Source organism: Paenibacillus sp. JNUCC-31, assembly GCF_014844075.1.
Classification (GTDB): domain Bacteria; phylum Bacillota; class Bacilli; order Paenibacillales; family Paenibacillaceae; genus Paenibacillus.
On the sequence record NZ_CP062165.1, the window covers coordinates 5,207,509 to 5,231,282 of the forward strand.

Annotated in this window: 20 protein-coding genes and 1 riboswitch; of the genes, 15 read left to right on the top strand and 5 right to left on the bottom strand. The window is 49.8% G+C overall.

Translation table 11 applies throughout. The features are described from left to right. The first annotated feature begins 113 nt into the window (after positions 1-113). From cobD to JNUCC31_RS22640, 11 genes are all read left to right on the top strand, one after another. Positions 114-1,262, top strand: coding sequence for a threonine-phosphate decarboxylase CobD (cobD, locus tag JNUCC31_RS22590; protein WP_192264962.1), 1,149 nt, complete (start codon positions 114-116; stop codon positions 1,260-1,262). Continuing rightward, positions 1,243-2,088, top strand: coding sequence for an adenosylcobinamide amidohydrolase (locus JNUCC31_RS22595; protein ID WP_192264965.1), 846 nt, complete (start codon positions 1,243-1,245; stop codon positions 2,086-2,088). The genes cobD and JNUCC31_RS22595 overlap by 20 nt, the downstream gene beginning before the upstream one ends. A 44-nt stretch (positions 2,089-2,132) precedes the next feature. Beyond that, a complete protein-coding gene (gene cbiB, locus JNUCC31_RS22600) occupies positions 2,133-3,113 on the top strand; it encodes an adenosylcobinamide-phosphate synthase CbiB (RefSeq protein ID WP_192273254.1) in 981 nt (326 codons plus the stop codon). Then, positions 3,104-3,751, top strand: coding sequence for a histidine phosphatase family protein (locus JNUCC31_RS22605; RefSeq protein ID WP_228469187.1), 648 nt, complete (start codon positions 3,104-3,106; stop codon positions 3,749-3,751). The genes cbiB and JNUCC31_RS22605 overlap by 10 nt, the downstream gene beginning before the upstream one ends. Positions 3,752-3,917: 166 nt before the next feature. Continuing rightward, positions 3,918-4,054: riboswitch (cobalamin riboswitch) on the top strand. A 436-nt stretch (positions 4,055-4,490) separates the two neighbouring features. Then, positions 4,491-5,495, top strand: a complete 1,005-nt coding sequence (locus JNUCC31_RS22610; RefSeq protein ID WP_192264967.1) for an ABC transporter substrate-binding protein — start codon at positions 4,491-4,493, stop codon at positions 5,493-5,495. Next, positions 5,492-6,538, top strand: coding sequence for a FecCD family ABC transporter permease (locus tag JNUCC31_RS22615; RefSeq protein WP_192264969.1), 1,047 nt, complete (start codon positions 5,492-5,494; stop codon positions 6,536-6,538). Before JNUCC31_RS22610 ends, JNUCC31_RS22615 begins: the two co-directional genes overlap by 4 nt. Continuing rightward, the gene (locus tag JNUCC31_RS22620) at positions 6,535-7,356 is read left to right on the top strand and encodes an ABC transporter ATP-binding protein (protein WP_192264971.1); all 822 of its coding nucleotides are present in this window, start codon (positions 6,535-6,537) and stop codon (positions 7,354-7,356) included. The genes JNUCC31_RS22615 and JNUCC31_RS22620 overlap by 4 nt, the downstream gene beginning before the upstream one ends. 48 nt (positions 7,357-7,404) lie before the next feature. Then, a complete protein-coding gene (cobT, locus tag JNUCC31_RS22625) occupies positions 7,405-8,535 on the top strand; it encodes a nicotinate-nucleotide--dimethylbenzimidazole phosphoribosyltransferase (RefSeq protein ID WP_192264973.1) in 1,131 nt (376 codons plus the stop codon). Continuing rightward, positions 8,532-9,092: a bifunctional adenosylcobinamide kinase/adenosylcobinamide-phosphate guanylyltransferase gene (gene cobU / locus JNUCC31_RS22630; protein ID WP_192264977.1), complete on the top strand. Its 561-nt coding sequence runs from the start codon at positions 8,532-8,534 to the stop codon at positions 9,090-9,092. Before cobT ends, cobU begins: the two co-directional genes overlap by 4 nt. After that, positions 9,089-9,979: an adenosylcobinamide-GDP ribazoletransferase gene (gene cobS, locus JNUCC31_RS22635; RefSeq protein WP_192264979.1), complete on the top strand. Its 891-nt coding sequence runs from the start codon at positions 9,089-9,091 to the stop codon at positions 9,977-9,979. The genes cobU and cobS overlap by 4 nt, the downstream gene beginning before the upstream one ends. A gap of 72 nt (positions 9,980-10,051) precedes the next feature. Continuing rightward, positions 10,052-11,590 carry a cobyric acid synthase gene (locus tag JNUCC31_RS22640; RefSeq protein ID WP_192273256.1) on the top strand — a complete coding sequence of 513 codons (1,539 nt, stop codon included), beginning with the start codon at positions 10,052-10,054 and terminating at the stop codon, positions 11,588-11,590. 150 nt (positions 11,591-11,740) lie between these two features. On the opposite strand, the gene JNUCC31_RS22645 is transcribed toward JNUCC31_RS22640, so the two are convergent. Continuing rightward, entirely contained in the window at positions 11,741-13,441 is a 1,701-nt protein-coding gene (locus JNUCC31_RS22645) for a methyl-accepting chemotaxis protein (protein ID WP_192264981.1), read from the bottom strand. Between the two features lie 333 nt (positions 13,442-13,774). On the opposite strand from JNUCC31_RS22645, the gene JNUCC31_RS22650 reads away from it, so the two are divergent. Then, positions 13,775-15,172 carry an L-cystine transporter gene (locus tag JNUCC31_RS22650; RefSeq protein ID WP_192264983.1) on the top strand — a complete coding sequence of 466 codons (1,398 nt, stop codon included), beginning with the start codon at positions 13,775-13,777 and terminating at the stop codon, positions 15,170-15,172. Between the two features lie 240 nt (positions 15,173-15,412). Next, complete coding sequence (locus JNUCC31_RS22655; protein WP_192264985.1) at positions 15,413-16,096, top strand: queuosine precursor transporter; 684 nt, start codon at positions 15,413-15,415, stop codon at positions 16,094-16,096. A gap of 148 nt (positions 16,097-16,244) precedes the next feature. Here JNUCC31_RS22655 and JNUCC31_RS22660 read toward each other — a convergent pair whose 3' ends face one another. Further along, complete coding sequence (locus JNUCC31_RS22660; RefSeq protein WP_192264987.1) at positions 16,245-17,336, bottom strand: M24 family metallopeptidase; 1,092 nt, start codon at positions 17,334-17,336, stop codon at positions 16,245-16,247. Positions 17,337-17,591: 255 nt separating this feature from the next. Between JNUCC31_RS22660 and JNUCC31_RS22665 the strand changes: the two genes are divergently transcribed. After that, the gene (locus tag JNUCC31_RS22665) at positions 17,592-18,785 is read left to right on the top strand and encodes a PQQ-dependent sugar dehydrogenase (protein ID WP_192264990.1); all 1,194 of its coding nucleotides are present in this window, start codon (positions 17,592-17,594) and stop codon (positions 18,783-18,785) included. 148 nt (positions 18,786-18,933) lie between these two features. On the opposite strand, the gene JNUCC31_RS22670 is transcribed toward JNUCC31_RS22665, so the two are convergent. Together JNUCC31_RS22670 and JNUCC31_RS22675 are read right to left on the bottom strand one after the other, a co-directional pair. Then, positions 18,934-19,650 carry an MBL fold metallo-hydrolase gene (locus JNUCC31_RS22670; protein ID WP_228469189.1) on the bottom strand — a complete coding sequence of 239 codons (717 nt, stop codon included), beginning with the start codon at positions 19,648-19,650 and terminating at the stop codon, positions 18,934-18,936. A 94-nt stretch (positions 19,651-19,744) separates the two neighbouring features. Further along, positions 19,745-20,290, bottom strand: a complete 546-nt coding sequence (locus tag JNUCC31_RS22675; protein WP_192264994.1) for a hypothetical protein — start codon at positions 20,288-20,290, stop codon at positions 19,745-19,747. Positions 20,291-20,420: 130 nt separating this feature from the next. Between JNUCC31_RS22675 and JNUCC31_RS22680 the strand changes: the two genes are divergently transcribed. Continuing rightward, positions 20,421-21,284, top strand: a complete 864-nt coding sequence (locus JNUCC31_RS22680) for an SDR family oxidoreductase (protein ID WP_192264996.1) — start codon at positions 20,421-20,423, stop codon at positions 21,282-21,284. Between the two features lie 137 nt (positions 21,285-21,421). Here JNUCC31_RS22680 and thrS read toward each other — a convergent pair whose 3' ends face one another. Continuing rightward, a complete protein-coding gene (gene thrS / locus JNUCC31_RS22685) occupies positions 21,422-23,398 on the bottom strand; it encodes a threonine--tRNA ligase (protein ID WP_228469190.1) in 1,977 nt (658 codons plus the stop codon). Positions 23,399-23,774: the final 376 nt, after the last annotated feature.

Genomic DNA, 23,774 nt, shown 5'->3' on the forward strand with positions numbered 1-23,774 from the left:
AGGACACAAAGAAATTGAAGCCGGACAGGGCTTGAATAGCCAAATTCAGGATTGACCCTTGCCTGCCAAGCCATCCATAATAAATAGGACATGCAGAAAGGATGACGGACAGGATGACCAGTTTAATTGAAGTTTTTGGACATGGCGGTGACGTGGAGACTGCCGCGGCTCGTTTTGGAGGGAATCCAGCGGATTTCCTCGATTTTAGCGCAAACATTAATCCTCTGGGTCCCCCGCGGGAAGTGCTGGAGGCTCTGGAGCAAGGGTTGCATACGGTACTTCGTTACCCTGATCCGGGCCATCGGGCGTTCAAAATGCTGCTTAGTGACCGACTGGGTTTAACCCCGAATTACATATCTGTGGGCAACGGGGCAGCGGAAAGCATGGCTCTAATCTTACTTGGTCTCGCGCCGCGTAGAGTAGGTACGGTAGAACCCGGTTTTTCAGAGTACAGTGCATTATCCAGACAATTTGGAGCAGAAGTCCACCATGTTCAAGGACGGGAAGAGCTGGACTGGCGAGCAGAACCGGAAGATATTGAGAAGCTGATGGAGCAGGTGGACCTGCTTTTCCTTGGACAGCCCAACAACCCCAATGGGGTACAGTATCCGGTGGACATTCTACATCGACTTGCGCGTAAAGCTGAGATCACAGGCACAATATTGGTGGTAGATGAGGCATTTATAGATTTTATTCCTGTGTCACAGCGGCAATCGCTTGCGCCCAGATTGAAAGAGTATCCACAAGTGGTCATCATTCATTCGATGACCAAGTTTTATGCGATACCAGGCCTGCGTCTGGGGTATGCGCTGGGTCGTCCCGAACTGATTCATGCGATGACAGAGAAGCAGGTCACCTGGAGTGTGAATGGGCTGGCGCTGATTGCAGGAGAAGCTTGTCTGAGGAGTGGAAAAAGCTTTGAACAGGAGACCATGGTGCTGGTAACACACGAGCGGAAGAGATTAACGGAAGGCCTGAAGGCTTTGGGATGTAAGGTGACGCCAGGGGAAGCCAACTTTATATTGGCTGCTTTGCCAGAGCCGTGGACATCAGCATCGATGCAGGCTGCTCTGGGTGAACGCGGGATACTGATCCGAAGCTGCTCAATGTATCCGGGACTAGGGGAACGTCATGTACGCTTTGCGATTAAGGACGCGGAGGCTAGCGGACGTTTGCTGGGAACAATGGGAGATATAATCGGGCTTAAAACGTCTACTGGATCAGAAGCAGGAGGACAGAACGATGGTACTGCCATTCTATGATAGTTATAAACGATGTACCGATGTACAAACAGACCATCCCCATGCCGAATACAGATCTTCTGTGTGGCCGGGGCTAAGGATCTCTGCATATGAACGGCATATTAAAGCGTCAAGCCCCTCTGTTGTAAAAGCACTTTCAAGTGCTGTGTATGGAGGCGGCATGATTGAACTGGACCGTATATTCAACATCTACGTGGACAGACATTATCGCTGTGACGATCCACCGCGTGATATTGCCGATCTATTGACTGAATGGCAAGAGCAACAGGATCAATGCGCGGGACTTCTGACTGCGGTTCGATTGGAGCACACAGCCATCCAGGAATACAAAAGCGATGAGTTCGGATTACTTTGCTGCACTACAGCAGGGGTATCCAACGCTGCGCGGGCAGGTTCTGCAAGAACCGTGTTTGATGCTGCAGGGAATGAGATCGGAAATGAAACGGGGCATGAGACTATGCCTCAGAAACATGGGAAAAGTTCGGTTTCAAGCTACACTCCCGGTACGATCAATATCATGTTGTGGATGAACGGATGTATGACCGCTGGAGCAATGGTGAATGCCGTTCAGACCGCGGTAGAAGCGAAGGCAGCTGCGTTAGCTGATTTTGGTGTGGTGGATTCAGAGAATGGTCTGACCGCAACCGGAACAACAACGGATGCCATCGTGCTCGCGGTGAGTCAGTCAGAAGAAAACAGACCCCTCATCTGTTACGCCGGTACGGCTACGGTCATGGGTGCAGCCATCGGCAGGCTGGTGTATGACACGATAACGGAAAGCCTGCAAGCCGCGCAGGAGTGGAAAGAGAGGAATAACAAGCCATGACATTTTTGCTGCATCAATGGGCTTCTTGGCCGTTTTGGATGGGAATGGCTGGAGCCTGGATTATTGTAGGAGCATACATACTGGATCGCTGCATTGGAGATCCGCGCTGGATTCCTCATCCGGTGATTGGCATGGGTAAGGCCATCTCTGCGCTGGAGCGAGTGATAAGGTCGCGGGTGGACTCGAACCAGGCTCTCAAAAGGGCAGGCGTGTTATTTCCCGTTTTAATTGCAGGGGGAGCTTTTGCGGTAACCTGGGCATTGGTGTATGTGCTGGGTCTCATTCATCCTGCCGTTGCGGTTGGAGCTGAAGTGGTGCTGATTGCAACCACCATTGCTTCCAAAGGTTTGAAAGACGCAGGTATGGAAGTCTACCGCCATCTGAGTCAACAGGATTGGCCTGCGGCGAGACGTTCACTGGGTATGATCGTGGGACGTGATACGGCCCATCTGGATGAACCGGAGGTTGTGCGGGGAACGGTGGAGACGGTTGCCGAGAATATCGTGGATGCCATCGTTTCTCCACTGTTCTATGCGCTGATTGGTGGTGCACCTCTTGCCATGGCCTACCGGGCCGTGAACACACTGGATTCAATGGTAGGTTATAAAAATGAAAAATATCTTCATCTTGGCTGGGCATCTGCCCGTCTGGATGATTGGGCCAACTGGATTCCCGCACGGCTTACCGCCTTGCTGTTGATTATGGGAGCCTGGTTCATGAATATGGATGCCAGAGGTGCAGCGCGCTTGGTATCCCGAGATGCAAGGCTGCATCCGAGTCCCAATAGCGGTTTTCCCGAGTCGGCGGTGGCCGGAGCGCTGGGTATCAGACTTGGTGGACATAACGTGTATCATGGTGTGGCTTCATTTCGGGCTTATATGGGCGAGCCTACAAGGCGGATGGAAGCAGAAGATATCGTGCGCACGACAAGACTAATGTTTTGGTCGGCAGGTTCTTTTGTTTTATTATGTTGGCTGGTCACCTTCGGGATATGGGCTGTTGGAGGTACACTGCCATGGATATAACTGCTGGACAAGGTGCAATGCAAAGCCGAGAGATTATTCTCATACGTCATGGTACTACGGCGTGGAACTTGGAAAAAAGATATCTCGGGCATACCGACATCAGTCTGTTGCCAGAGGCAGAACAAGAGCTAACTCCGCTGCGCGAGCAGTTCAGCAATGTCATCTGGGACGCCCTGTATTGCAGTGATTTGCTGCGCTGTCAGCAGACACTCGCACACATTGCACCGTTTCAAGCGGGACAAGCCAAGCTTGATCCCCGCCTAAGGGAAATCGATTTTGGTCAGTGGGAGGGGCTGACCTATGAACAGCTCAAAGATAATCCAACGTACCGAGACTGGATTGATGCCCCGCAGGAGGTGACGCCCCCGAAGGGCGAGTCCTGGAAGGCATTTTCTGCGCGAATTGAATTATTCCTGGAGGAGCGCCTGTTGTCCTTTTCACCAATACTGTACTCTCGTAACACGAACGTGCCGAAAATCACCGTGATTACGCATGGAGGTGTCATTCGTTATCTGGTATCCCGTCTCATTTCGGGTCAAGAATTTTGGGATACACAGGTGATACCAGGACAAGCGATAAAGATCCGGCTGGATGGTTATGGGGAAAGCTGGGTTGGCACCAGATTGACTTTTCCGTAAATCGGGTTGTAAGGATGTATAATATAACCTATAATCACAACAGAAGTGTGACTTAGCAAATGCATCATCGGATGGAGGCTCAACAAGCTCTACCAATGATGCAGGATGCTCACTTGAATGGTTAAACAATATCAGCGACCAAGGGTCCCGCGTGCATGCAGCAATGTTTTATGGGCTTATATGAGGCCATGAACGGCAAACGGGTGAAATAGGGAAGCCGGTGTAAATCCGGCACGGTCCCGCCACTGTAAATCAGGATGAATTCCTGTAAGTCAGGTTACCTGCCCTGGACGTTTTAAACCGGTGTTCCTTCGAGGAAAGGACAGCGTTTCGGGCATTTTTCTGTGCATATACAGCGCCAAGCTGACCATGTGCAGATCGCCACATGCGAGACGTCATCCCTAATCCTGACCCAAGGATTGGGGATTTTATTTTTTCATATAAGATGAACCGAATAATTACACGAGAACGAAGAGTGCAGAACCAATCTGAAGAAGCGTATGCGTTCGCCTAAAAGCTTTCTGAAAGAAAGCTGCATCGGAAGCATATGCTTATCACCGGATTTTTCCCTTTTCAAAAAGGGGATCAAAAAAATCTGGGGATAACAGCGATCGGAAGATGGTACTGCAATCGTAGTGGCCTAGTGTAAAGTTTTATTGGTTCAACTTATATAGGAACACAAATTCAAGCGGAAATGGGACAGGAGCACTACTCAACAGAATGAATAGAGAAGGGGAGAATGAACACAATGAATTTCAAGACATGGAAAGGCACGGCGTCCCTGCTAAGTGCAGCGATGCTGGCATTGGCTCTGGCCGGATGTGGTACAACAACAACGAAAGAGGGTACGGGAACCTCACAACCTGCACAGGAGCAATCCCAAGGGCAGACACAAACGGATCTCAAAACACAATATCCAATCACGGTCACCGACGCTACAGGTGAATCGTTTACGTTTGACAAAGCGCCAGCCAAAATCGTATCTGTATCACCAGCTGAAACGGAATCCCTGTTTGCACTCGGATTGGACGAGCAGATCGTAGGGGTATCCGACTATGACGATTATCCGGAAGCCGCAACGAAAAAACAAAAAATGGGCGGCATAACGAAGCCTAACGAAGAATCAATTATTGCAGCTGAAGCAGACATCGTATTTACAGGTATTTCGATGAGCGAAGAGTCTGTGAAGAAACTGCGCGATTTGGGCATTACCATTTTCAAAACAAATCCCAAATCAGTTGATGATGTGATGACCAACATCGAAACCTTTGGTAAAATTACGGATCATCAGGAAAAGGCACAGGAGATCATCACCCAGATGAAACAGGACGTGTCTGATGTGACTGAAGCTGTGAAGGCGGTTAAACCGGAAGAGAAGAAAAAAGTATATGTGGAATTCTCCCCAGGCTGGACTGTAGGTAAAGGTGAATTCATGGATGAATTGATTACACTGGCCGGAGGTACCAACATAGCATCCGACAAAGACGGTTGGTATGAAATTAACGAGGAGAATGTTATTGCTTCCAATCCGGACGTTATTCTGTATGCGAATGATGTCATTGATGAAAATTCCAAAACACTGGATCAAATCATCAAAGCCCGCAGCGGCTGGGATCAAATCACGGCTGTGAAAAACGATGCAGTCATCGGCCTGGATGCCAACCTGCTGAGCCGTCCGGGACCACGGGTAACCCAAGGTCTGAAAGAAGTAGCCAAAGCGATCTATCCTGACCTGTTCAAATGAGCAAGAAGCTGGCAGTGTACGGAATGGCCGGGATTGTGCTGCTTGTATTGACAGTGCTCATCTGCACTGGCATCGGTTCGGTTGCCCTGCCTGTCCGGGACATTGCAGGCATCCTGCTTCATCGCATTCCCTGGCTGGGCAACTGGATTGTTCCTGACTGGAATACAGCAGCAGAACAGATTATATGGAAAGTCAGGTTCCCACGCGTACTGCTGGCCGTACTTGTAGGTGCATCACTGGCGATTGCCGGAACGGGATTCCAGGGGGTTCTTCGTAACCCTCTGGCTGATCCGTTTACCTTGGGCGTATCGTCCGGTGCATCGGTGGGTGCGGCTTTTCTGATTTTTTTCGGTTTGCAGTATGCGCTGATCGGGATCTGGACCTTGCCACTGGTCGCGTTTCTGACGGGAGTAATCACATTATGGTTTGTGCTGGCCCTCGCTCGTGAGGGACGCAAAATACCGACACACAGCCTGATTCTGGCTGGGGTGGTCATGCAAAGTTTTCTGGGAGCAGTCGTTTCCTTCCTGTCGACGATGTCAAAACAGACCATTAATGAAATTATATACTGGACGATGGGAAGCCTGTCACTGCGTGGGTGGTCGTATACGGCCATCCTTTTCCCGTATTTCGTGCTGGGATTGATCTTCCTCTGGAGTCGTGCGCGTTCATTGAATGTGCTTGCCCTCGGGGAGCGTCAGGCCGCGCATATCGGGGTTAGGGTGGATGGATTGAAGCTGTCCGTGCTTGCAGTGGGTACGCTGCTTACGGCAGGTGCAGTCTCCGTATCCGGCGTAATTGGTTTCGTTGGATTGGTCATTCCGCATATTCTTCGACTGATCGTTGGGCCTGATTATCGCTTGCTGGTGCCTTTGTCCGCGATTGGTGGGGCCATCTTCATGGTCTGGGCAGACACAATTGCACGCTCATTACTGGCGCCGACCGAAATTCCGCTGGGTGTAGTTACGGCCTTTGTTGGAGCGCCATTCTTCGCGTATCTGCTGCACCGGAACAAAAAGCTGCGGAAAGGGATGATGCCATGAGTACGATCATGAGGACAGGCCTTAGCGAGAGCATGCCATTGATCGAAGTCACGGGAGCAGGGAAAATGTATGACAATCATCGGGCGCTGCATGCGGTGGACTGGCAAGTCACAGAGGGTGAATGGTGGGGCGTTGTGGGTCCGAATGGCAGTGGCAAATCAACCTTGCTTCAACTCCTTGCCGGAACCGAACAGCCGAACGCAGGCCGCATTCAGATTGATGGAAGGGACATTTCCTCATACACTCGTAAAGACTTGTCACGTATGATTGCCGTATTGCAGCAGGATGGTCTCCCGGCCATCTCTTATCCCGTAAGGGATGTTGTCGAGATGGGTCGATATCCTTACCAGAACTGGTTCGGAAAGGAACCGGCGGATGGAGCGGCAGTGGTCGACCGAGTACTCGAAGAATTGGGCTTGAGTGACATGGCCGAACGGCCTTTGGATGAACTTAGTGGTGGGCAGCGGCAGCGTGTTGCTCTTGCCAAAGTCATGGCTCAGGAGCCCAGACTGTTGCTGCTTGACGAGCCAACCACCTTTCTCGATATCAAATATCAATTGCAATTCATGGAGTTATTATCAGCGTGGCGTCAAAAAAATCATATTACCATTGTGGCGGTGCTGCATGATCTGAACCTGGCCGCCCAATTTTGTGATCATATTCTGGCACTCCGTGACGGGACATGCGTAGGGAATGGTACACCCCATTCGTTGATGACGGAAGAGAACATCTACAGGATATTCCATGTGAGCCCGGCCATGGTGTGTCATCCCGACAATGGATTGCCACAGCTGCTGCTGAGGCGGGAGAAGAAGTGAGTGAAGCGGGGGCGACCCCCATATCTTGATGAAGGAAGTGCTGGCTGTATGAATAATGAACAGGTGTTGAAACAGTTAATGGGTCGGATCGTGGGTCCTAATCAAGAAGTCGCGGCTGAAGCCTCTGCACATGTGGATGCATTAACGAAGCCACCCGGCAGTCTGGGCAAGCTGGAACAGCTGGTTATTCGTCTAGCGGGAATCACCGGTGAGGCTCGGCCTTGCTTTGATCGCAGATCTGTAATCGTGATGGCTGCGGATCATGGAGTGGTTGAAGAAGGAATTAGTGCTTTTCCTGCTGAGGTAACTCCGCAAATGGTCCTGAATTTCCTCGCTGGAGGAGCCGCTGTCAATGTCCTTGCGCGCCACGCTGGAGCGAATGTAATCTGTGTGGATATTGGAGTGAATGCCGATTTGGATCATCCGGATTTGGTCTCGCGCAAAGTCCGCAAAGGCACAGCCAACATGGCGAAGGGGGCTGCGATGACCCGTGACGAAGCCATTCAGGCCATTCTTGCAGGAGTTGAAGTGGTCTCGGCTGAGGTAGCGAAGGGAACACAGTTGTTTGTCACTGGAGAGATGGGCATCGGTAATACGACTGCAAGTGCTGCAGTGATGTGTGCATTAACCGGAACAGCCCCTGCTTCAGCAGTGGGTCGGGGAACAGGTGTGGATGATGCCGGTTTGCAGCGCAAAGCCGCAGTGGTCAGCCAGGCCCTTAGCGTGAATGCTCCCGATGCAGAAGATGCACTCGATGTATTGTGCAAAGTGGGTGGACTGGAGATTGCCGGACTGACGGGTGTAATTCTTGCGGCTGCTGCAAACGGATGCCCTGTGGTGGTGGATGGATTTATCTCCACCGCTGCCGCATTGATTGCCAGACAGCTGGCTCCAGTGAGTACAGAATATATGATTGCTTCCCACACATCACATGAAAGCGGACATGCCGCGTTGCTTCGTGAACTTGGTCTGAAGCCCATGCTGGACCTCGACATGCGATTGGGTGAAGGTACTGGTGGCGTGCTCAGTCTCCATCTGATTGATGCGTCATGCCGTATTCTCGCGGAAATGGCGACATTTGCAAGTGCTGGGGTATCGGACGGCACGACAGAAACTCAACCCAATGATGCTTCATCCGCTTCTCCTGGTTCATCCGTTCAAGGAGAGGTATCTCCATGAGTGTACTTGTGACGGGTGGGGCGCGGAGTGGAAAGAGTTCATTTGCCGAGCGCCTCTGTATGCAGCGATCTTCTGAGGCCTGGTATGTTGCGACAGCACAGGCCTATGATGACGAGATGCGCGAGCGTATACGTCTGCATCAGAACCAGCGGAATGAAGCAGGATATCTGTGGCATACGGTGGAGGAACCGCTGGAATTGGCTGAATTCATTACTCGTATGGGAGAGTCCTATACGGGTACATCTGCTCCGACCATTTTGGTGGATTGTCTTACATTGTGGTTAACCAATGTGCTGTTAGCTCATGAACATGAACCTGAGCAGGTGCTGTACGATCATATGGATGCGCTGGTAGCAGCCATTAAGTCGTATCCGGGTCTACTTGTGCTTGTCACCAACGAAGTGGGCGATGGCATTGTACCCGAGTATGCGCTCGGCCGAAGATATCGGGATTTGGCAGGTATTCTCAATCAGCGGATTGCTGCGATTAGCCGGGAAGTGTTTCTGGTGACTGTGGGTATTGCGATTGAGCTGAAAAGCAAGGAGTACCGTTTATGAGTAAAGGAGACGTTGACCAAAAACATGCGGCTGCGGCCGCTTTTCAATTTCTGTCCCGTTTCCCGGTAAAAATGCAGCTTGATTTCGTCCCGCCATTATTGCGGGAGAGTGTAGTGTATTACCCGCTGGTTGGTGCGGCCATCGGATTGTGTGTCTGGCTGGGCGGAGCCCTGACGGGTGCGCTGCTTCCATCGTTTCCGGCAGCGGTATTAACCTTGACGTTATGGGTATGGTTAACCGGGGGTCTTCATCTGGATGGTTGGATGGATACGGCAGACGGGCTGCTCAGTTATCGCACCCGTGAGCGAATGCTGGAGATTATGAAAGACAGTCGTGTGGGGGCCATGGGCGTGATCGCTTGTGTCCTGCTGTTGATGATGAAAGCAGCTTTGATTGCTGATTTTATCGCACGTGGCAACTGGGCCTATGGAGCTTTGCTTATCCTGCCGATGATCTGGAGCCGTTGGTTCATGGTGTATGCCATGGCGGCCTGGCCGAATGCCCGGAAGGACGATGGACTTGCTGTCCTGTTCAAGGGATTGGGAGAGCGGCGGGAAGTCCAGCGTGCACGCAGCTCTGCGATAGGGCTTACCATTTTGGCAGGTGTGATCACGTTGGCAGTGGTATGGATCTTACAGCCGGATACAGCTATGTTCCAGGTACTGGCGACAGAGAATGGATTGGGAACTTTACCCTGGTGGCTATATCCCGTTGCAGCGATCATTGCGGTGCCACTGGCTGGCTATGTAATTGGCAAATTCGTTGCCGGGCGTATCAGTGAACGGCTGGGCGGACTTACAGGGGACACGTATGGGGCTATGAATGAGTTGCTGGAAGCCGCACTGCTAACGGTACTTAGTCTGTTGCAGGGATTCTTTTTGATATAACGCGGAGAGCTGAGGTGAGGGAAGGTGGAAGAAACGTCTGCACAAACGTCCAAACAAACGGCGGCAGTATTAATGCTGCAAGGGACAGCATCGGATGTGGGGAAAAGCGTAATTACGACGGCCTTATGCCGAATATTCAAGCAGGATGGCTTCAGGCCAGCTCCGTTCAAATCACAGAATATGGCTTTGAATTCGTACGTCACCGAAGACGGCAAGGAAATCGGCAGAGCCCAGGGAGCGCAGGCTGAGGCATGCGGCATTGAAGCGACGACGGACATGAATCCGATTCTGATCAAGCCGATACGGGATATGCATTCCCAGATTGTGGTGCACGGTGTACCTCTTGCACAGATGAGTGCGTGGGATTATCGGCAGTATTTTCTGCCCGAAGCCAAACAGACGGTCATGGATGCGCTGAATCGGTTACGTGGGACGTATGATATTGTACTAATGGAAGGCGCCGGAAGTCCTGCGGAGATCAATCTGAAGGATCGGGATATCGTTAACATGAATTTGGCGGGCTGGGCAGATGCCCCGGTCATTCTGATCTCGGATATTGATCGTGGCGGCGTATTTGCCTCCATTGTAGGTACACTGGAGCTGCTCGAGCCACATGAGGCTCAGCGTGTGAAAGGGTTCATCATTAACAAGTTTCGTGGCGATCTATCCTTGCTGCAGCCAGGTTTGGACTGGCTCGAAGAACGGACAGGTATTCCCGTACTAGGCGTATTACCTTACATAAGCGATATTCAGATCGAAGCGGAGGACTCGGTGGTGCTCGACTCGATGCGTCACGGCAAATCCGGTCAGCAGGAGCTTGACCTTGCGGTGATTCGTTATCCGCGTATTTCCAACTTTACTGATTTTGACGCACTTTCCCGGGAACCGGATGTGAATGTGCGATACGTGACTTCTCCCGATGAACTGGGGCATCCCGATGCCATTCTGCTTCCGGGTACGAAGGATACGATTGGAGATCTGGCATTTCTACGTGCTTCCGGACTGGAGCAAGCGATTGCCAGCCAGACGGAGCGTGAACATGTTCAACTTGTGGGCATATGTGGTGGGTACCAGATGCTTGGGCAACATCTCAAAGACCCCTTCGCTGTGGAAGCGAATCAGGTTCAGGAAGCGAATGGACTTGGATGGCTTCCGCTCTCTACAACGTTTCTCCAGAACAAACAAACGGTAAGAGCCTCCGGGCATGTACACGGTCTTCATCCAATACGTTTGCACGAGGAAAGCGTTACAGCAAGCTCGTTGTCCATCGAAGGTTACGAGATTCATATGGGAGTTACCGAGTGTCATGATCCTGAACGTGTAACTGCCTTGTTCGAAATCGCCCATCCGGGTGGTCAGCCCTTCAATGAAGGCTGGGGCACAATGGACGGAAAAGTGTGGGGGACGTACCTGCATGGTTTGTTTGAAAGTGATCAGTTCCGGCGTTCGTGGCTTAATGGTCTTCGTGAAGGAAAAGGGCTTGCTCCGCTGCTGGAGACGTACAGTGCCCGGGAACGCAAGGAAATGGAGTTTGACCGTGTAGCCGAATCATTACGCTCTTCATTGGATATGCAGCGTGTGTACGAGATTATGGGTGTTCAGGCACCTTAATAAGATGCGTCCCAGCATATTGTCCAAAAGAATACCCCCATGGTGCAGCCGTTCCCTATAACCTGGAACGATACTGAACATGGGGGTATTTGCAAATTCTGATGATATGATTTGATTAAATGTGGGAATGATGGGTTAATGGTATACCTGTTAGTTTATTTTGAAGTTCTTCATGGCGGATTGCAGTTCTACGGCTTGTTCATGCAGATGGCGAACGGTGTTCGAGTGTGAATCCATCTCGCTGAGTTGAAGATCCGCTGTAGAAGCAATTTGCTGCATGCTTTGACGCGACTTGGACGTAATCTGAGCCGTTTCTTCCACGGATGCACTGACTTCTTCAGCTCCGGCAGATACTTGCTGAGTAGATGCGGATACCGTCTGAATCGTCAGATTTACGTTCTGAATCAATTCGTTAAGCTGCTGGAACGCGGAGCCTGCCTGTTGAACCACGTGAGTACCTGAGCCAATCTCTTGGGTTACGCGGTTCATGGCATCAACGGAACGTTCTGCGTCTTCACGAATGGTACCCAGGTAATCGGAGATTTCCTCAGTAGCTGTCTTGGATTGTTCCGCCAATTTGCGTACTTCTCCGGCAACGACCGCGAACCCGCGTCCATGCTCTCCGGCGCGTGCTGCTTCAATGGACGCATTGAGGGACAGCATGTTGATCTGTTTCGTGATTTCAAAAATGGATTGAACAATGGTCCCAATAGCGATCGAACGCTCGTTCATTGTTTCCACATAACGCAGAGATTCGTTTGCAGTCTGACCCACACGTTCCATTTGCTGAATGGCATCCTGAGCCAGACGGTTACCATTAACCGCTTCGGTCGCAGCATCTCCGATCTGCTCGGATACTTCGGCGGAAGAAGAGGCAATATGCATGATGCCCTGCGTAATTTCTTCCATGGCTCTTGCATTTTCGGCTGCGCTGGAAGCGATACTTTCACTGCCTTTCTCCACACTTTCAGCAGAACGGCTGGAATCTTTCACCATATCGGACATGGATTCAACCCGCTTGAGCAGATCATTGGAGCCTTCCACAACCTCATTGGACGTAGAGAGGGCACGGCTAATCATTTCTTTCAAATTATGAGTCATTGTCTGGAAGCTTGAAGCGAGCTGTGCGATTTCATCCTTGCCTCTAATCTGAAGTTCTGCGGTCAAGTCACCTTGTGAGATCTGTTTGCTATGTTGAACGAGCTGGATGATCGGTTTGGTTACTCTTTTGATCATGCTTGTCGAGATAAGCCATCCAAGCACAAAGACCAATGCCGTAATACCGAGGCATAACCAGAAAATCTGGGCAATTTTGTCCTGGATGAACTGTGCATCCATACTTACAGCCATGATCATGTTACTTCCTGCTATTGGGATAAAGGCTGCTTTATGTACACCGAAGGAATCGGAATAAACCTCGCTGATTTCCATTTCTTTCTTCTCAGTGGCTGTATTCATTGCCGCGTCTACGTCTATTTCATCTCCGGCTTTCATGCCTGAGGAGGCGTTCGCGATCACAACGGTAGCTTTATCTTCCTGGACAGCTACAACATAGGCCGCGTCCAAATTATGCTCTTTTGCTTTACCAGCCAAATAGGATTCAACGGTCAATGCTGCTCCATCCGAACCCGCGCCGCCACTTTGCACCTGCAATATTTTGGAGGCGGATGTATTTTTGTATATATCCTGAATGGACGTATTAAGGACCTTGTCGAACTGCGGAAGCACGTAGCTTTGCATGATATTCATGGACACGGCGTAGAAACTGATACTGAACAACAGGGAAGCAACCAGCAAAACGAGGAACAATGTGCCTCTGATTTTACCGGCAACGGTGCGATTTCGAAACATATAATCATCCTTTCACGTCATGTTCATTAACATTGTCGCTTTTCCGTCATCGTAAGACTAAATACCAACGAAGAAAGGCCTAATTTTCACGTTGAGAAAACTTGGGAATAAGCGGATATACCTATATTACAAAATTAACCGGAGGTTGAATACTATAATTTTCACGATTTCGTGTATTTTTTTCAGAAATAGATGAATCAATTACATACATATTACATAATATCAATTAATACCTACCAGAATAGTTTGTTATGTGATATATTGTTGAATATCGCTTTTGAGCGAGTAGAAAACCGAATATCCGGTTACTCACACTGAGGAGGATTTATACAAATGAATACCTTTTTAATCATTTTGAATGTCGTGGTTATGCTCGCTCTTCTGGGTGTCCTGTTCTGGATGCAGAAGAAGCATGTTTCCTTTACGAAGCGTGTATTTGCGGGGCTGGGCATTGGAGTCGTATATGGCGTCATTCTGCAACTGATTTACACATCTGATTCTGACATTATCACCAAGTCGGTCGATTGGTTTAATCTGGCTGGTTCAGGATATGTTCGTTTGTTACAAATGGTCGTGATTCCATTGATTATGGTTTCCATCATTTCGGCCATCATGAATTTGAAGGGCAAGCAGAATCTTGGCAAAATGAGCCTTTCGATCATCGCCATCCTGCTCATCACGACGGCGATTGCCGCAAGCGTGAGCATTGTGACGAGCTTGAGCTTCAACCTGACTTCCATTGAGATTGAGGGTGGAGACAGAGAGCTTGCACAGGGGCAGAAGATGGAGGAACGTCTCGTTGACGTGAAGGATCAGACGATTCCACAGCAAGTACTGGAGTTCATTCCGTCGAATCCGTTCGCGGATATGACCGGAGAACGTCGTACATCCACGCTGGCTGTTGTTATTTTCTCGGCCTTTATCGGAGTAGCGGTACTGGGACTGGATCGCAAAAAACCACAGCAGGCGGAAACGTTCCGCGGCATGGTTAATGCGGTATATGCGGTGGTTATGCGGATTGTAACACTGGTGCTAAGGCTGACCCCTTACGGGATTCTGGCACTGATTACGAAGGTAACCGCAACAACGAACCCAGATGAGATTCTGAAGCTGATCAAATTCGTCATTGCTTCCTACGTGGCGTTGATCGTCATGTTCATCATCCACCTGATTATTATCTCACTGTTTGGCTTCAATCCTATTACGTATGTGAAAAAGGTTCTGCCCACGCTGATATTTGCCTTCACATCCCGTTCAAGTGCGGCAGCGATTCCGCTTAACGTGGAGACACAAACGAAGAGACTGGGCGTATCGGACGGGATTGCGAACCTGTCGGCAAGTTTCGGGGCTACCATTGGTCAAAACGGCTGCGCCGGGATCTATCCGGCCATGCTGGCGGTCATGATTGCTCCTACGGTTGGGATCGACCCGATGAGCTGGGACTTCATCATTACCCTGATCCTGGTGGTCGTGATCAGTTCATTCGGCGTAGCCGGTGTAGGCGGCGGGGCAACCTTCGCTTCCCTGATCGTGTTGTCTACGATGAACCTGCCGGTTGCTTTGGCAGGCTTGCTGATCTCGGTTGAACCACTCATCGACATGGGCCGTACGGCGCTGAACGTGAACGATTCGATGACCGCAGGTCTCGTATCCAGCAAAATTTTGAAAGAAAACGATCAGGATACATTCAATGATCAAAGTCGTGATCTGGATTCCGCCGTTCAGGCGTAATGGATTCGGACTCACTTTTCACCTCTGACATGCAGGTGGGTGTGTAATTACCATAAGCTTAATCAGCCGTCCTTCGGGTTAACCCGGAGGGCGGTTTTTTGCAATCAAGAGCAAGCTGGAGTTATTTAGTGCTGTTCAACCGTAGTGAAATGTGATAGAGTATTCATGTTTTGGCCCGGAGCCAAACCGCGGTTCGTAACCATCCCGCGTAATCAAAACTAGGAAGGCAGTGTATGATTTGTGTTTAATTTAGGATGGGGAGCGCTTTTTGTTCTCGTAACGTATGGCTTTTTTCTGTTGTGTTACCGCTTGTTCGGTAAAAAGGGTCTGTATGCCTGGATCGGTGTGGCAACAGTCATTGCCAACATTCAGGTGACCAAAACGATAGATATTATGGGGATCGTTCTGACGCTGGGCAATACGATGTATGTCAGCATGTACCTGACCAGTGATCTGCTCAATGAGAAATATGGACCAGGTGAGGCACGTAAAGCTGTATGGTTCGGGTTCTTCACATTGATTATGACGACAGTACTTATGCAGATGGTGTTGTTCTTTGAGCCCGCATCGACGGACTTTGCACAGGATTCAATGAAAACCCTGTTTGGTCTGCTGCCACGTCTGGCACTCGGAAGTCTGTCGGCCTATTTCATCAGTCAGTTCCTGGATGTGCGACTGTACAGCTGGCTGCGCAAGGTGGCGCCAGGGCGCAATCAGTTGTGGATACGTACCAACGGCAGCTCGATTATCAGTTCGTTTGTGGATACACTGGTATTCTGCACAATCGCTTTTGCGTTCATCTATCCATGGGATGTCTGGCTTGAAATTTTCCTGACGACGTACGTGATCAAATTTGTATTGACCGCGGTAGGAACGCCGTTTCTATATGCTGCACGAAGCTTTAAATTCAAGGATGAAGCCTAGATTTGTAGGTAAGTCCGTCCGCTAAATGCTAAATCCAAACACAAAAGTCCCGCAGAACCATGCATTCATGGTTTCGCGGGACTTTTGGTTATGGCACCTTATTTTCTTCAGGAAAACCGAATCGCAAGGGGCCTGATCCCAAAAAGGATTAGTCCGTCAGGATTTGCAGCTCTTTCGGATAGGATGTCAGCACCTCAACGCCAGTTTCTGTCACAAGTACATCATCCTCGATACGTACACCGCCTGCGCCGGTTACATATACGCCAGGCTCAATCGTAAATACCGTACCTTCCTCCAGAATGTCCATGTTCTGCCCATGCAGGGAAGGATACTCATGCACGTCAATACCCAATCCATGCCCGACTCGGTGCAGGAAACGCTCGCCATACCCGGCTTCTTCCGTAACCTGACGTGCAGCACGGTCAATCTCCGCACAGGTAACGCCAGGTTTAACTGCACGAATGGCAGCTTCGTTTGCTGCGAGCACGGTGTTGTAGATCGTTTGGAGTTCAGGTGAAATGTCACCAAAGGCAAATGTGCGCGTAATATCCGATGCATACCCACCCGCGTATACACCCATATCAAACATCAACAGATCCCCGTGTTGGAGCTTGCGATCCCCTGGCGTGCCATGTGGCAGACCTGTTTTGGGCCCAGTGAGTACCATGGTATCGAAGGAAGGACCGTCTGCACCCAGTTTTTTCATCTGATATTCCATCTCGGCAACCAGTTCAATCTCGGTAACGCCTGTACGAACGTGGGAAAGCCCCTGACGAAGTGTCTCTTCGATCAGATGGATGGCGTGGCGAATACGAGCGACTTCATCCGGTGTTTTTTTCACACGCAAGGTGCGAAGCAGAGGACCGACATCTTCAAAGTTGGCAGCGCCCAGCGAGGCGGTCAACTGTTCATAACGTGCGACCGTCACGTATTCTTTTTCGAGACCTACGCGGCCCAGACGCCCCTGATAGCGCTCAAATAAGGCGTAAGGATTGTCCGTATCTGAATGCGTGGCGATGTTGGATACCGAAGAAGCGGTAGCGGCAGCCTCCTCGTCGAGTGCGGGCACGATCAACAGCGGCTCTTCGCCGCGTGCGAGAACAAGCCCAAGGAAACGTTCATGCGGATTGCTGGCAAAACCGGTTAAATAGTAAATATGTTTCGGATCTGTAATGAGCATGGCGTCCAATCCTTGTGTAGACAGACCCGCTTCCAGACGGGATAAAGGAGTTTGATTCATGAGTGTATTCGTCCACCTTTCATTCGTTCTATCTTTCTATTATAGAAGAATGTCGGGGAAATCCAAATGGGAGACCGTGATGCCTGGAAAATAGCTTTAATTCCCCGTTTAAGCGGCAGAAGGGAAGGGTAATACAGGGCGAAACCGCGTAGGGTTGCTTACTTGCTCGCTCGCTTATTTACTTACTATGGATTATACAGTTCTTGAAACCAGGATTACACGATATAACAACGACATTAGAAGGGAGATATATTCATGAATAATCGACTAAGCGTTCCGTTATATGCTTCGTTACTCAGTATAGCTTTGTTGACTGCATGTGCTTCGGCTGACCCGACGACAGAATCGCAGCAGATTGGGGCAGGTCAGGGGCAGACAGCCGAAGGTGGCAATAACCGTGCGAGTGGTGGAGAAGAGGAAACAGACGAAAATGCTGTAATTCCTTACGAGGCTTCCGTGCTGGTCGACGGACTCCATGTGCCCTGGGAGTTGGTTAGTGTGCCTGATGGGCGAATGTTTGTAACGGAGCGACCGGGTACCATTCGGTTAATCGAGGATGGAGAGCTGTCACCTGAACCGCTGATTGAATTTGCTGCTCCGTTTAATGAAGAAGGGGAAGGTGGCTTGCTCGGCCTTGCTGCTGATCCGAACTTTGACAATAATGGCTACCTGTATGCGTATCACTCCTATCTTGAAGGCGAGGACATTGCCAATCGGGTATTGCGCTTGAAGGTGAGTGATGGGAAGGCAACTATAGACAAAGAGCTGCTCAGTAATATTCCTGGCGGGGTGAATCACAATGGAGGACGGATCAAGATTGGTCCGGACAATCTGCTCTATATTACGACAGGTGAACGATATGAACCGGAGCTGGCCCAGAACAAAGACAGCTTGGGTGGCAAAATATTGCGGATTGGTCTCGACGGATCGATCCCAGAAGATAACCCGTGGCCGGATTCACCGATCTACAGTATGGGACATCGAAATGCACAGGGACTGGCCTGGAACCCGGACAGTGGCTATCTGTATGCCACAGAGCATGGACAGCGTAATTTTGATGAAATCAACCGGATTGAAGCCGGCGAGAATTATGGCTGGCCTGAAGTGGAGGGAGACGATGATGACAGTGGCACATATCAGGTTCCACTTGCACACAGTGGTAATGAGACTTGGGCCCCGTCAGGTTTAGCTTTTATAGAAGAAGGGCCATGGGCTGGGTCTCTGCTTGCTGCCAATCTGCGGGGTGAGCAATTACTCAAAATTACACGGTCTGAAGATGGCACACAAGTAACACAGGTGGAACCGATTTTTGAAGGCGAGTGGGGGCGTATTCGCAATGTAACTGCCGGGGAAGACGGGAAGTTATATGTGCTGACGAATAACCGGGATGGCAGGGGATCACCGCGTGATGGAGATGACCGATTGATTGTTCTTTCGCCGCAGAGTTGAGAGTAGACTAGGGTGCAAACGATTGTATTAATCGAACATGCCCTCGTGATTATCAAAATAGAAAAGGGTTGTCCCGCCATATTCATGACGTATGGGACAGCCCTTCGCTTCATTATTTAATTAAATATAACTTAGTTGCTGCTACCGATTAGTCGGCGCTTTCCGCGAGTTCGGCGATGCGCCGACCGGGCTCATCGGTGTACTCACCACCATGATAACAAAGCACTTTCTCCAGCTTCAGGCCGAGAAGCCTCTTCAAGCTGCGCAGTGCTTCAGGCATGTCCGGTGTTGCGGGTGGAGCAGGACCCACCAATTCATCATCGACCACACGTAATTCATCGGCAGCAAGCAAGAACTGTTGCTCCCGGATGTACAGGCAGATATGTCCTGGGGTGTGCCCTGGTGTATGAATGACCTGAATACCGCCTTGTAGAGGCAGCATGTCACCGTCCTCTAATACTTTGGAAATGTTGAACTCAGTCCGTTGTGAGATCAATTGTTCCGCCAGCTCCGCTACGGGTGCAGGCAGCAACGCCTTGCGTTCCGGAGTGAATTTGATCATGGGCTGTTTCCCTGTGATATACGGAATTTCATCGTTATGCGCCCAGATTTCCACATCTGGAACAGCACTTACAAGGGCACCAAGGTTACCCATGTGGTCTATATCGGAATGTGTTAAAATAATGCGCTTGATATCAGACAACTGAACGCCTTCATGCTCCAGTGCGGACTGAAGCTCGGCGAATTGGCCAATCATGCCTGTATCCACAAGCGTAACGCCATCTTCATCGCGCAACATGACAGGGTAGATCGGGTTTTTCCCCGCAGGTGTGACAATATGAAGATGTAGAATCGTAATATCCATGGATGGATTGTTCATATATGTTTCCGGATCGAATCCGGAGCACCTCCTTTATCGTGTAGGACCATTTTCCATTTTGCAATTTATCATGTATTCGTTAATTCTCTGGCTGATTATATTTCAAGTATTTTCTATATTTCTTCACTGTATCCAGGATGAATTCAAACTCTTGTTGCGCATCGTGATTCTCTCTGATGACGGAAGCATAAGAAAAGTTGGAATGAATAAGTTTATTTCGAAGTTGAAACACTTTGGCTATTTCTTGTTCAACGTTCTCCTCTCCCGATTTCGGGGAAAGGTGCTGACTTTTCAATTCAGCCTGAAGGATTTCGATATTGGATAACGAACGATATGCAGGATTTTTCATCAGCTGGATCGAATTAAACTTCTTTTGGTACGTTTGTTGGTATAGATGATTCAGCAGGTCTTCAATAATTGTGCATAATTCAATCGTCCATGAACTATATTTTCGTTCTTTCCGATTTCGGGTAAGATGTTTAACCTCTTCATCGTTCCGCAGTTTATCCTTTTCGTGCAGTGGGGAGTCTATCTTTTGCTGAAGATTTTGAACTTCCTGCTCGATCAGTGCAATCTCATGTTTCGCTTCTTTTTTCAGTTTCTTGAAGTCTTCTTTGGTTAACATACGTATCCTCCCTCTACGACCAATATGTGATCTTTCAATTATCTCATATTGACGGCAGCAGTGCTTAGAAAACAAGAAGACGATTGTCCCCAAATAGGAAGAACCTCTGGTTCAAGAAAGGAAGTACCTGATGTCCATTCCAACAGCAATTGTTACGGGAGCCAACTCAGGAATGGGTCTGGCAACTACCATTGAACTTGCAAGGCGAGGATATCGCGTAATTATGGCGTGCCGCAGCGAGAAACGCGGACAGCAGGCTCTCGAGGAGGCCTTGCGTCAGTCCGGTTCTACTGCGATTGAACTGATGCTGTGTGACCTGGGGTCACTGGAGAGTATCCGTCATTTTGCCCAATCCTTCCGGGAGCGTTACGATACACTTGACGTTCTCGTTAATAATGCGGGTGTCGTCATGTTGAAGCGTCAAGAAACCTCCGATGGTTTCGAGCAAGCTATCGGTATTAACCATCTTGGACATTTCCTGCTTACCTTACTCCTCATCGAACCATTGAAGTCTGCGAAGCAGGGGCGTGTAGTGAATGTTTCGTCAGGTGCTTACAAAGCCGGCAAGATCCACTTTGAAGATCCCCACCTGCATAAAGGGTATAACCCGATTAAAAGCTATGCTCAATCCAAGCTGGCTAACGTGCTGTTCACCCGTGTTCTGGCTCGTAAATTGGCGGATACCCGGATTACGGTGAACTGCCTGCATCCCGGTGCGGTTGGCACAAGTATTGGCGTAGATCGCAATACCGGGTTTGGCACACGTATTATGGCTTTGGTGGGCAAGCTGCCCTTTTTTCTCTCTCCTGAAGAAGGAGCGCAAACGGCTATCTATCTCGCGACAAGTCCAGAAGTCGCAGGGGTAACCGGACGTTACTTCTATCAGCGGAGGGACCAGCAACTGAAAGCTCATGCTCAGGATGCTTCAGCCGCGGAGCGTTTCTGGACGTGGAGCGAAGAGCAGGTTGGACTCAGACCCGAAGAGAAATTGTAATTGCGAATTTCAATGCAGAAGGGGCCGCTCACAATGAAGTCATTAATTTAGAAGCGAAGCAGCCCCTTCTACCTCAGACTGTCTGTTTTTACGATCGGATTAGACTACAGCTTACAGCTAATATCTGATCGATCCGCTCAGGCTTTGGCCTTCACGGCCTGCTGAATCAGCTCGATAAATGCTTCTATGCGCTGAATGCCTTGATCGCCCTGACCGTATGCACGGACAGAGGCGGAAGAGGCATTTTTCTCATTTTCCCCGAGTACGAGCGAGTAAGGTATCTTTTCCATCTGAGCTTCACGGATTTTGTAGCCGAGCTTCTCACTGCGCAAGTCTGTTTCTACCCGAATGCCGGCAGCCCGCAGCTGGCTTTGAACTTGAAGCGCATAGTCTGCGTAATGATCTGACACCGGCAGCAGCTTCACTTGGACTGGTGCGAGCCAGAGTGGAAACGCACCGGCGTAATGCTCAGTCAGAATGCCGATGAAACGATCGATCGAACCATAGATGGCACGATGGATCACGACTGGACGGTGTTTCAGGCTATCCTCGCCAATATAAGTGAGATCGAACTTCTCGGGCATTTGAAAATCGAGCTGAATTGTTCCGCACTGCCAGCTGCGCTTCAGTGCATCAAGAATGTGAAAGTCGATTTTCGGACCGTAAAAGGCACCGTCACCCTCGTTAATGCGGTATTTCACACCGCGACGATCAAGTACATTTTGCAGTGCTCTTTCTGCCTGATCCCACAGCTCTTCCGATCCCATGGAATCATCCGGGCGAGTGGACAGTTCAATTTTGTACTCGAATCCAAAGATGTCGTACATGCGTCCAATCAATGAGATCGCCTGATTGATCTCATCCTCAATCTGTTCTGGCATCACATAGAGATGCGCATCATCCTGGCAGAAAGTCCGTACCCGCATCATGCCGTTCAGGGCTCCAGAGAATTCATGGCGATGGACCTGGCCAAATTCCATCATACGAATCGGCAGCTCACGATAGGAATGGAGTTTATTTTTGAAAATCAGCATGTGTCCTGGACAGTTCATTGGTTTCAGGGCAAAAGTCGCATCGTCCACTTCCGAGAAATACATATTGTCCTTGTAATGTTCCCAGTGACCGGATTGCTCCCACAGACGGTTGTTCATCATGAGGGGAGTCCGAACTTCCTGATAGCCTTCCTGTAACTGCAACTCACGGGAGAATTGCTCCAGTTCTGTACGGACAGTCATGCCTTTGGGCAGATAGAAGGGCATGCCGGGTGCTTCTTCGGAGAACATGAACAGTTCAAGTTCTTTGCCCAGTTTGCGGTGATCCCGTTTCTTCGCTTCTTCGAGCATGTGCAGATGTTCATCCAATTGGGATTTACTCGGGAAAGCAGTGCCGTAGATGCGTTGCAGCATTTTATTATCCGAGTTGCCGCGCCAGTATGCACCAGCCACATTCAGCAGTTTGAATGCCTTGATCCGACCAGTGGACGGAAGATGAGGGCCGCGACAGAGATCGAAAAACTCCCCTTGGTCATAGATCGAAAGCTCAGCGTCCTCTGGTAAATCCTGAATGAGTTCAAGCTTATACGGGTCCTGAATCTCTCCAAAGATACGAAGTGCTTCTTCCCGGCTAACTACCCGGCGGCTAATTTTCTCATTTTCTTTTATGATTTTGTTCATTTCTTGCTCAATGGCAGCCAAATCACTGATTGATAGAGCATGTTCCAGATCTACATCGTAATAGAAACCATCTTCAATGACAGGTCCGATGCCCAGTTTCACTTGTTCTGCACCGTAGATGCGTTTGAGCGCCTGTGCCAGTATATGAGCAGCGCTGTGTCGGTAACGATAAAGGCCTTCCGCGCTGTCCAGTGTAACGATGACGAGTTCGCAATCTTGCTCAAGCTCACATTCGAGATCGACATTCTTACCATTTACAATACCGCCAATGGCCTGTTTGCCCAGACTAGTGCTGATGGATGAGGCGACCGCTCCTACAGTGATGCCTGCGTTGTAAGAACGTACAGCTCCGCCTTGCAGGCGAATTTCAATCGGATGCCCGGGTTGCTGTTGGTCATTCGATTGGTTGCTGAATTGGCTGTTATTATTCGGATTACTCATGTGAACCACTCTCCAATATTGAAATTTGAAGCGCAAAAAACACCCGTCCCGGAAAAGGGACGAGTGCGCTCAGCTCGTGGTTCCACCCTAATTTGGTTATGAATGCTCCTGAACACGACCAGCCGCCGCAAGCAAGAAACATCATAACCCTCATTGGAATCCGTTATCGGGGATCAGGCGGTGAACTCTACTGACAACTTTCCGGAATTCAGAAAGAAGACCGAAAAACTGAGGTTCGAGCTCACGGCTGCAGAGGGGTAATTCCGGTTCGTTCGCTGAAGAAGGTTTCACCAATCCCTTCTCTCTCTGGGCAGCACGCAAACGGAATCTTGTCTCTGGTCATCGCCAAATATGCAAAATCGATATCTAATGAATT

Coding starts and splice junctions, on each gene's coding strand:
- cobD (WP_192264962.1), top strand. CDS start 114: ATGACCAGTTTAATTGAAGTTTTTGGACATGGCGGTGACGTGGAGACT.
- JNUCC31_RS22595 (WP_192264965.1), top strand. CDS start 1,243: ATGGTACTGCCATTCTATGATAGTTATAAACGATGTACCGATGTACAA.
- cbiB (WP_192273254.1), top strand. CDS start 2,133: ATGGCTGGAGCCTGGATTATTGTAGGAGCATACATACTGGATCGCTGC.
- JNUCC31_RS22605 (WP_228469187.1), top strand. CDS start 3,104: ATGGATATAACTGCTGGACAAGGTGCAATGCAAAGCCGAGAGATTATT.
- JNUCC31_RS22610 (WP_192264967.1), top strand. CDS start 4,491: ATGAACACAATGAATTTCAAGACATGGAAAGGCACGGCGTCCCTGCTA.
- JNUCC31_RS22615 (WP_192264969.1), top strand. CDS start 5,492: ATGAGCAAGAAGCTGGCAGTGTACGGAATGGCCGGGATTGTGCTGCTT.
- JNUCC31_RS22620 (WP_192264971.1), top strand. CDS start 6,535: ATGAGTACGATCATGAGGACAGGCCTTAGCGAGAGCATGCCATTGATC.
- cobT (WP_192264973.1), top strand. CDS start 7,405: ATGAATAATGAACAGGTGTTGAAACAGTTAATGGGTCGGATCGTGGGT.
- cobU (WP_192264977.1), top strand. CDS start 8,532: ATGAGTGTACTTGTGACGGGTGGGGCGCGGAGTGGAAAGAGTTCATTT.
- cobS (WP_192264979.1), top strand. CDS start 9,089: ATGAGTAAAGGAGACGTTGACCAAAAACATGCGGCTGCGGCCGCTTTT.
- JNUCC31_RS22640 (WP_192273256.1), top strand. CDS start 10,052: ATGCTGCAAGGGACAGCATCGGATGTGGGGAAAAGCGTAATTACGACG.
- JNUCC31_RS22645 (WP_192264981.1), bottom strand. CDS start 13,441: ATGTTTCGAAATCGCACCGTTGCCGGTAAAATCAGAGGCACATTGTTC.
- JNUCC31_RS22650 (WP_192264983.1), top strand. CDS start 13,775: ATGAATACCTTTTTAATCATTTTGAATGTCGTGGTTATGCTCGCTCTT.
- JNUCC31_RS22660 (WP_192264987.1), bottom strand. CDS start 17,336: ATGAATCAAACTCCTTTATCCCGTCTGGAAGCGGGTCTGTCTACACAA.
- JNUCC31_RS22665 (WP_192264990.1), top strand. CDS start 17,592: ATGAATAATCGACTAAGCGTTCCGTTATATGCTTCGTTACTCAGTATA.
- JNUCC31_RS22670 (WP_228469189.1), bottom strand. CDS start 19,650: ATGGATATTACGATTCTACATCTTCATATTGTCACACCTGCGGGGAAA.
- JNUCC31_RS22675 (WP_192264994.1), bottom strand. CDS start 20,290: ATGTTAACCAAAGAAGACTTCAAGAAACTGAAAAAAGAAGCGAAACAT.
- JNUCC31_RS22680 (WP_192264996.1), top strand. CDS start 20,421: ATGTCCATTCCAACAGCAATTGTTACGGGAGCCAACTCAGGAATGGGT.
- thrS (WP_228469190.1), bottom strand. CDS start 23,398: ATGAGTAATCCGAATAATAACAGCCAATTCAGCAACCAATCGAATGAC.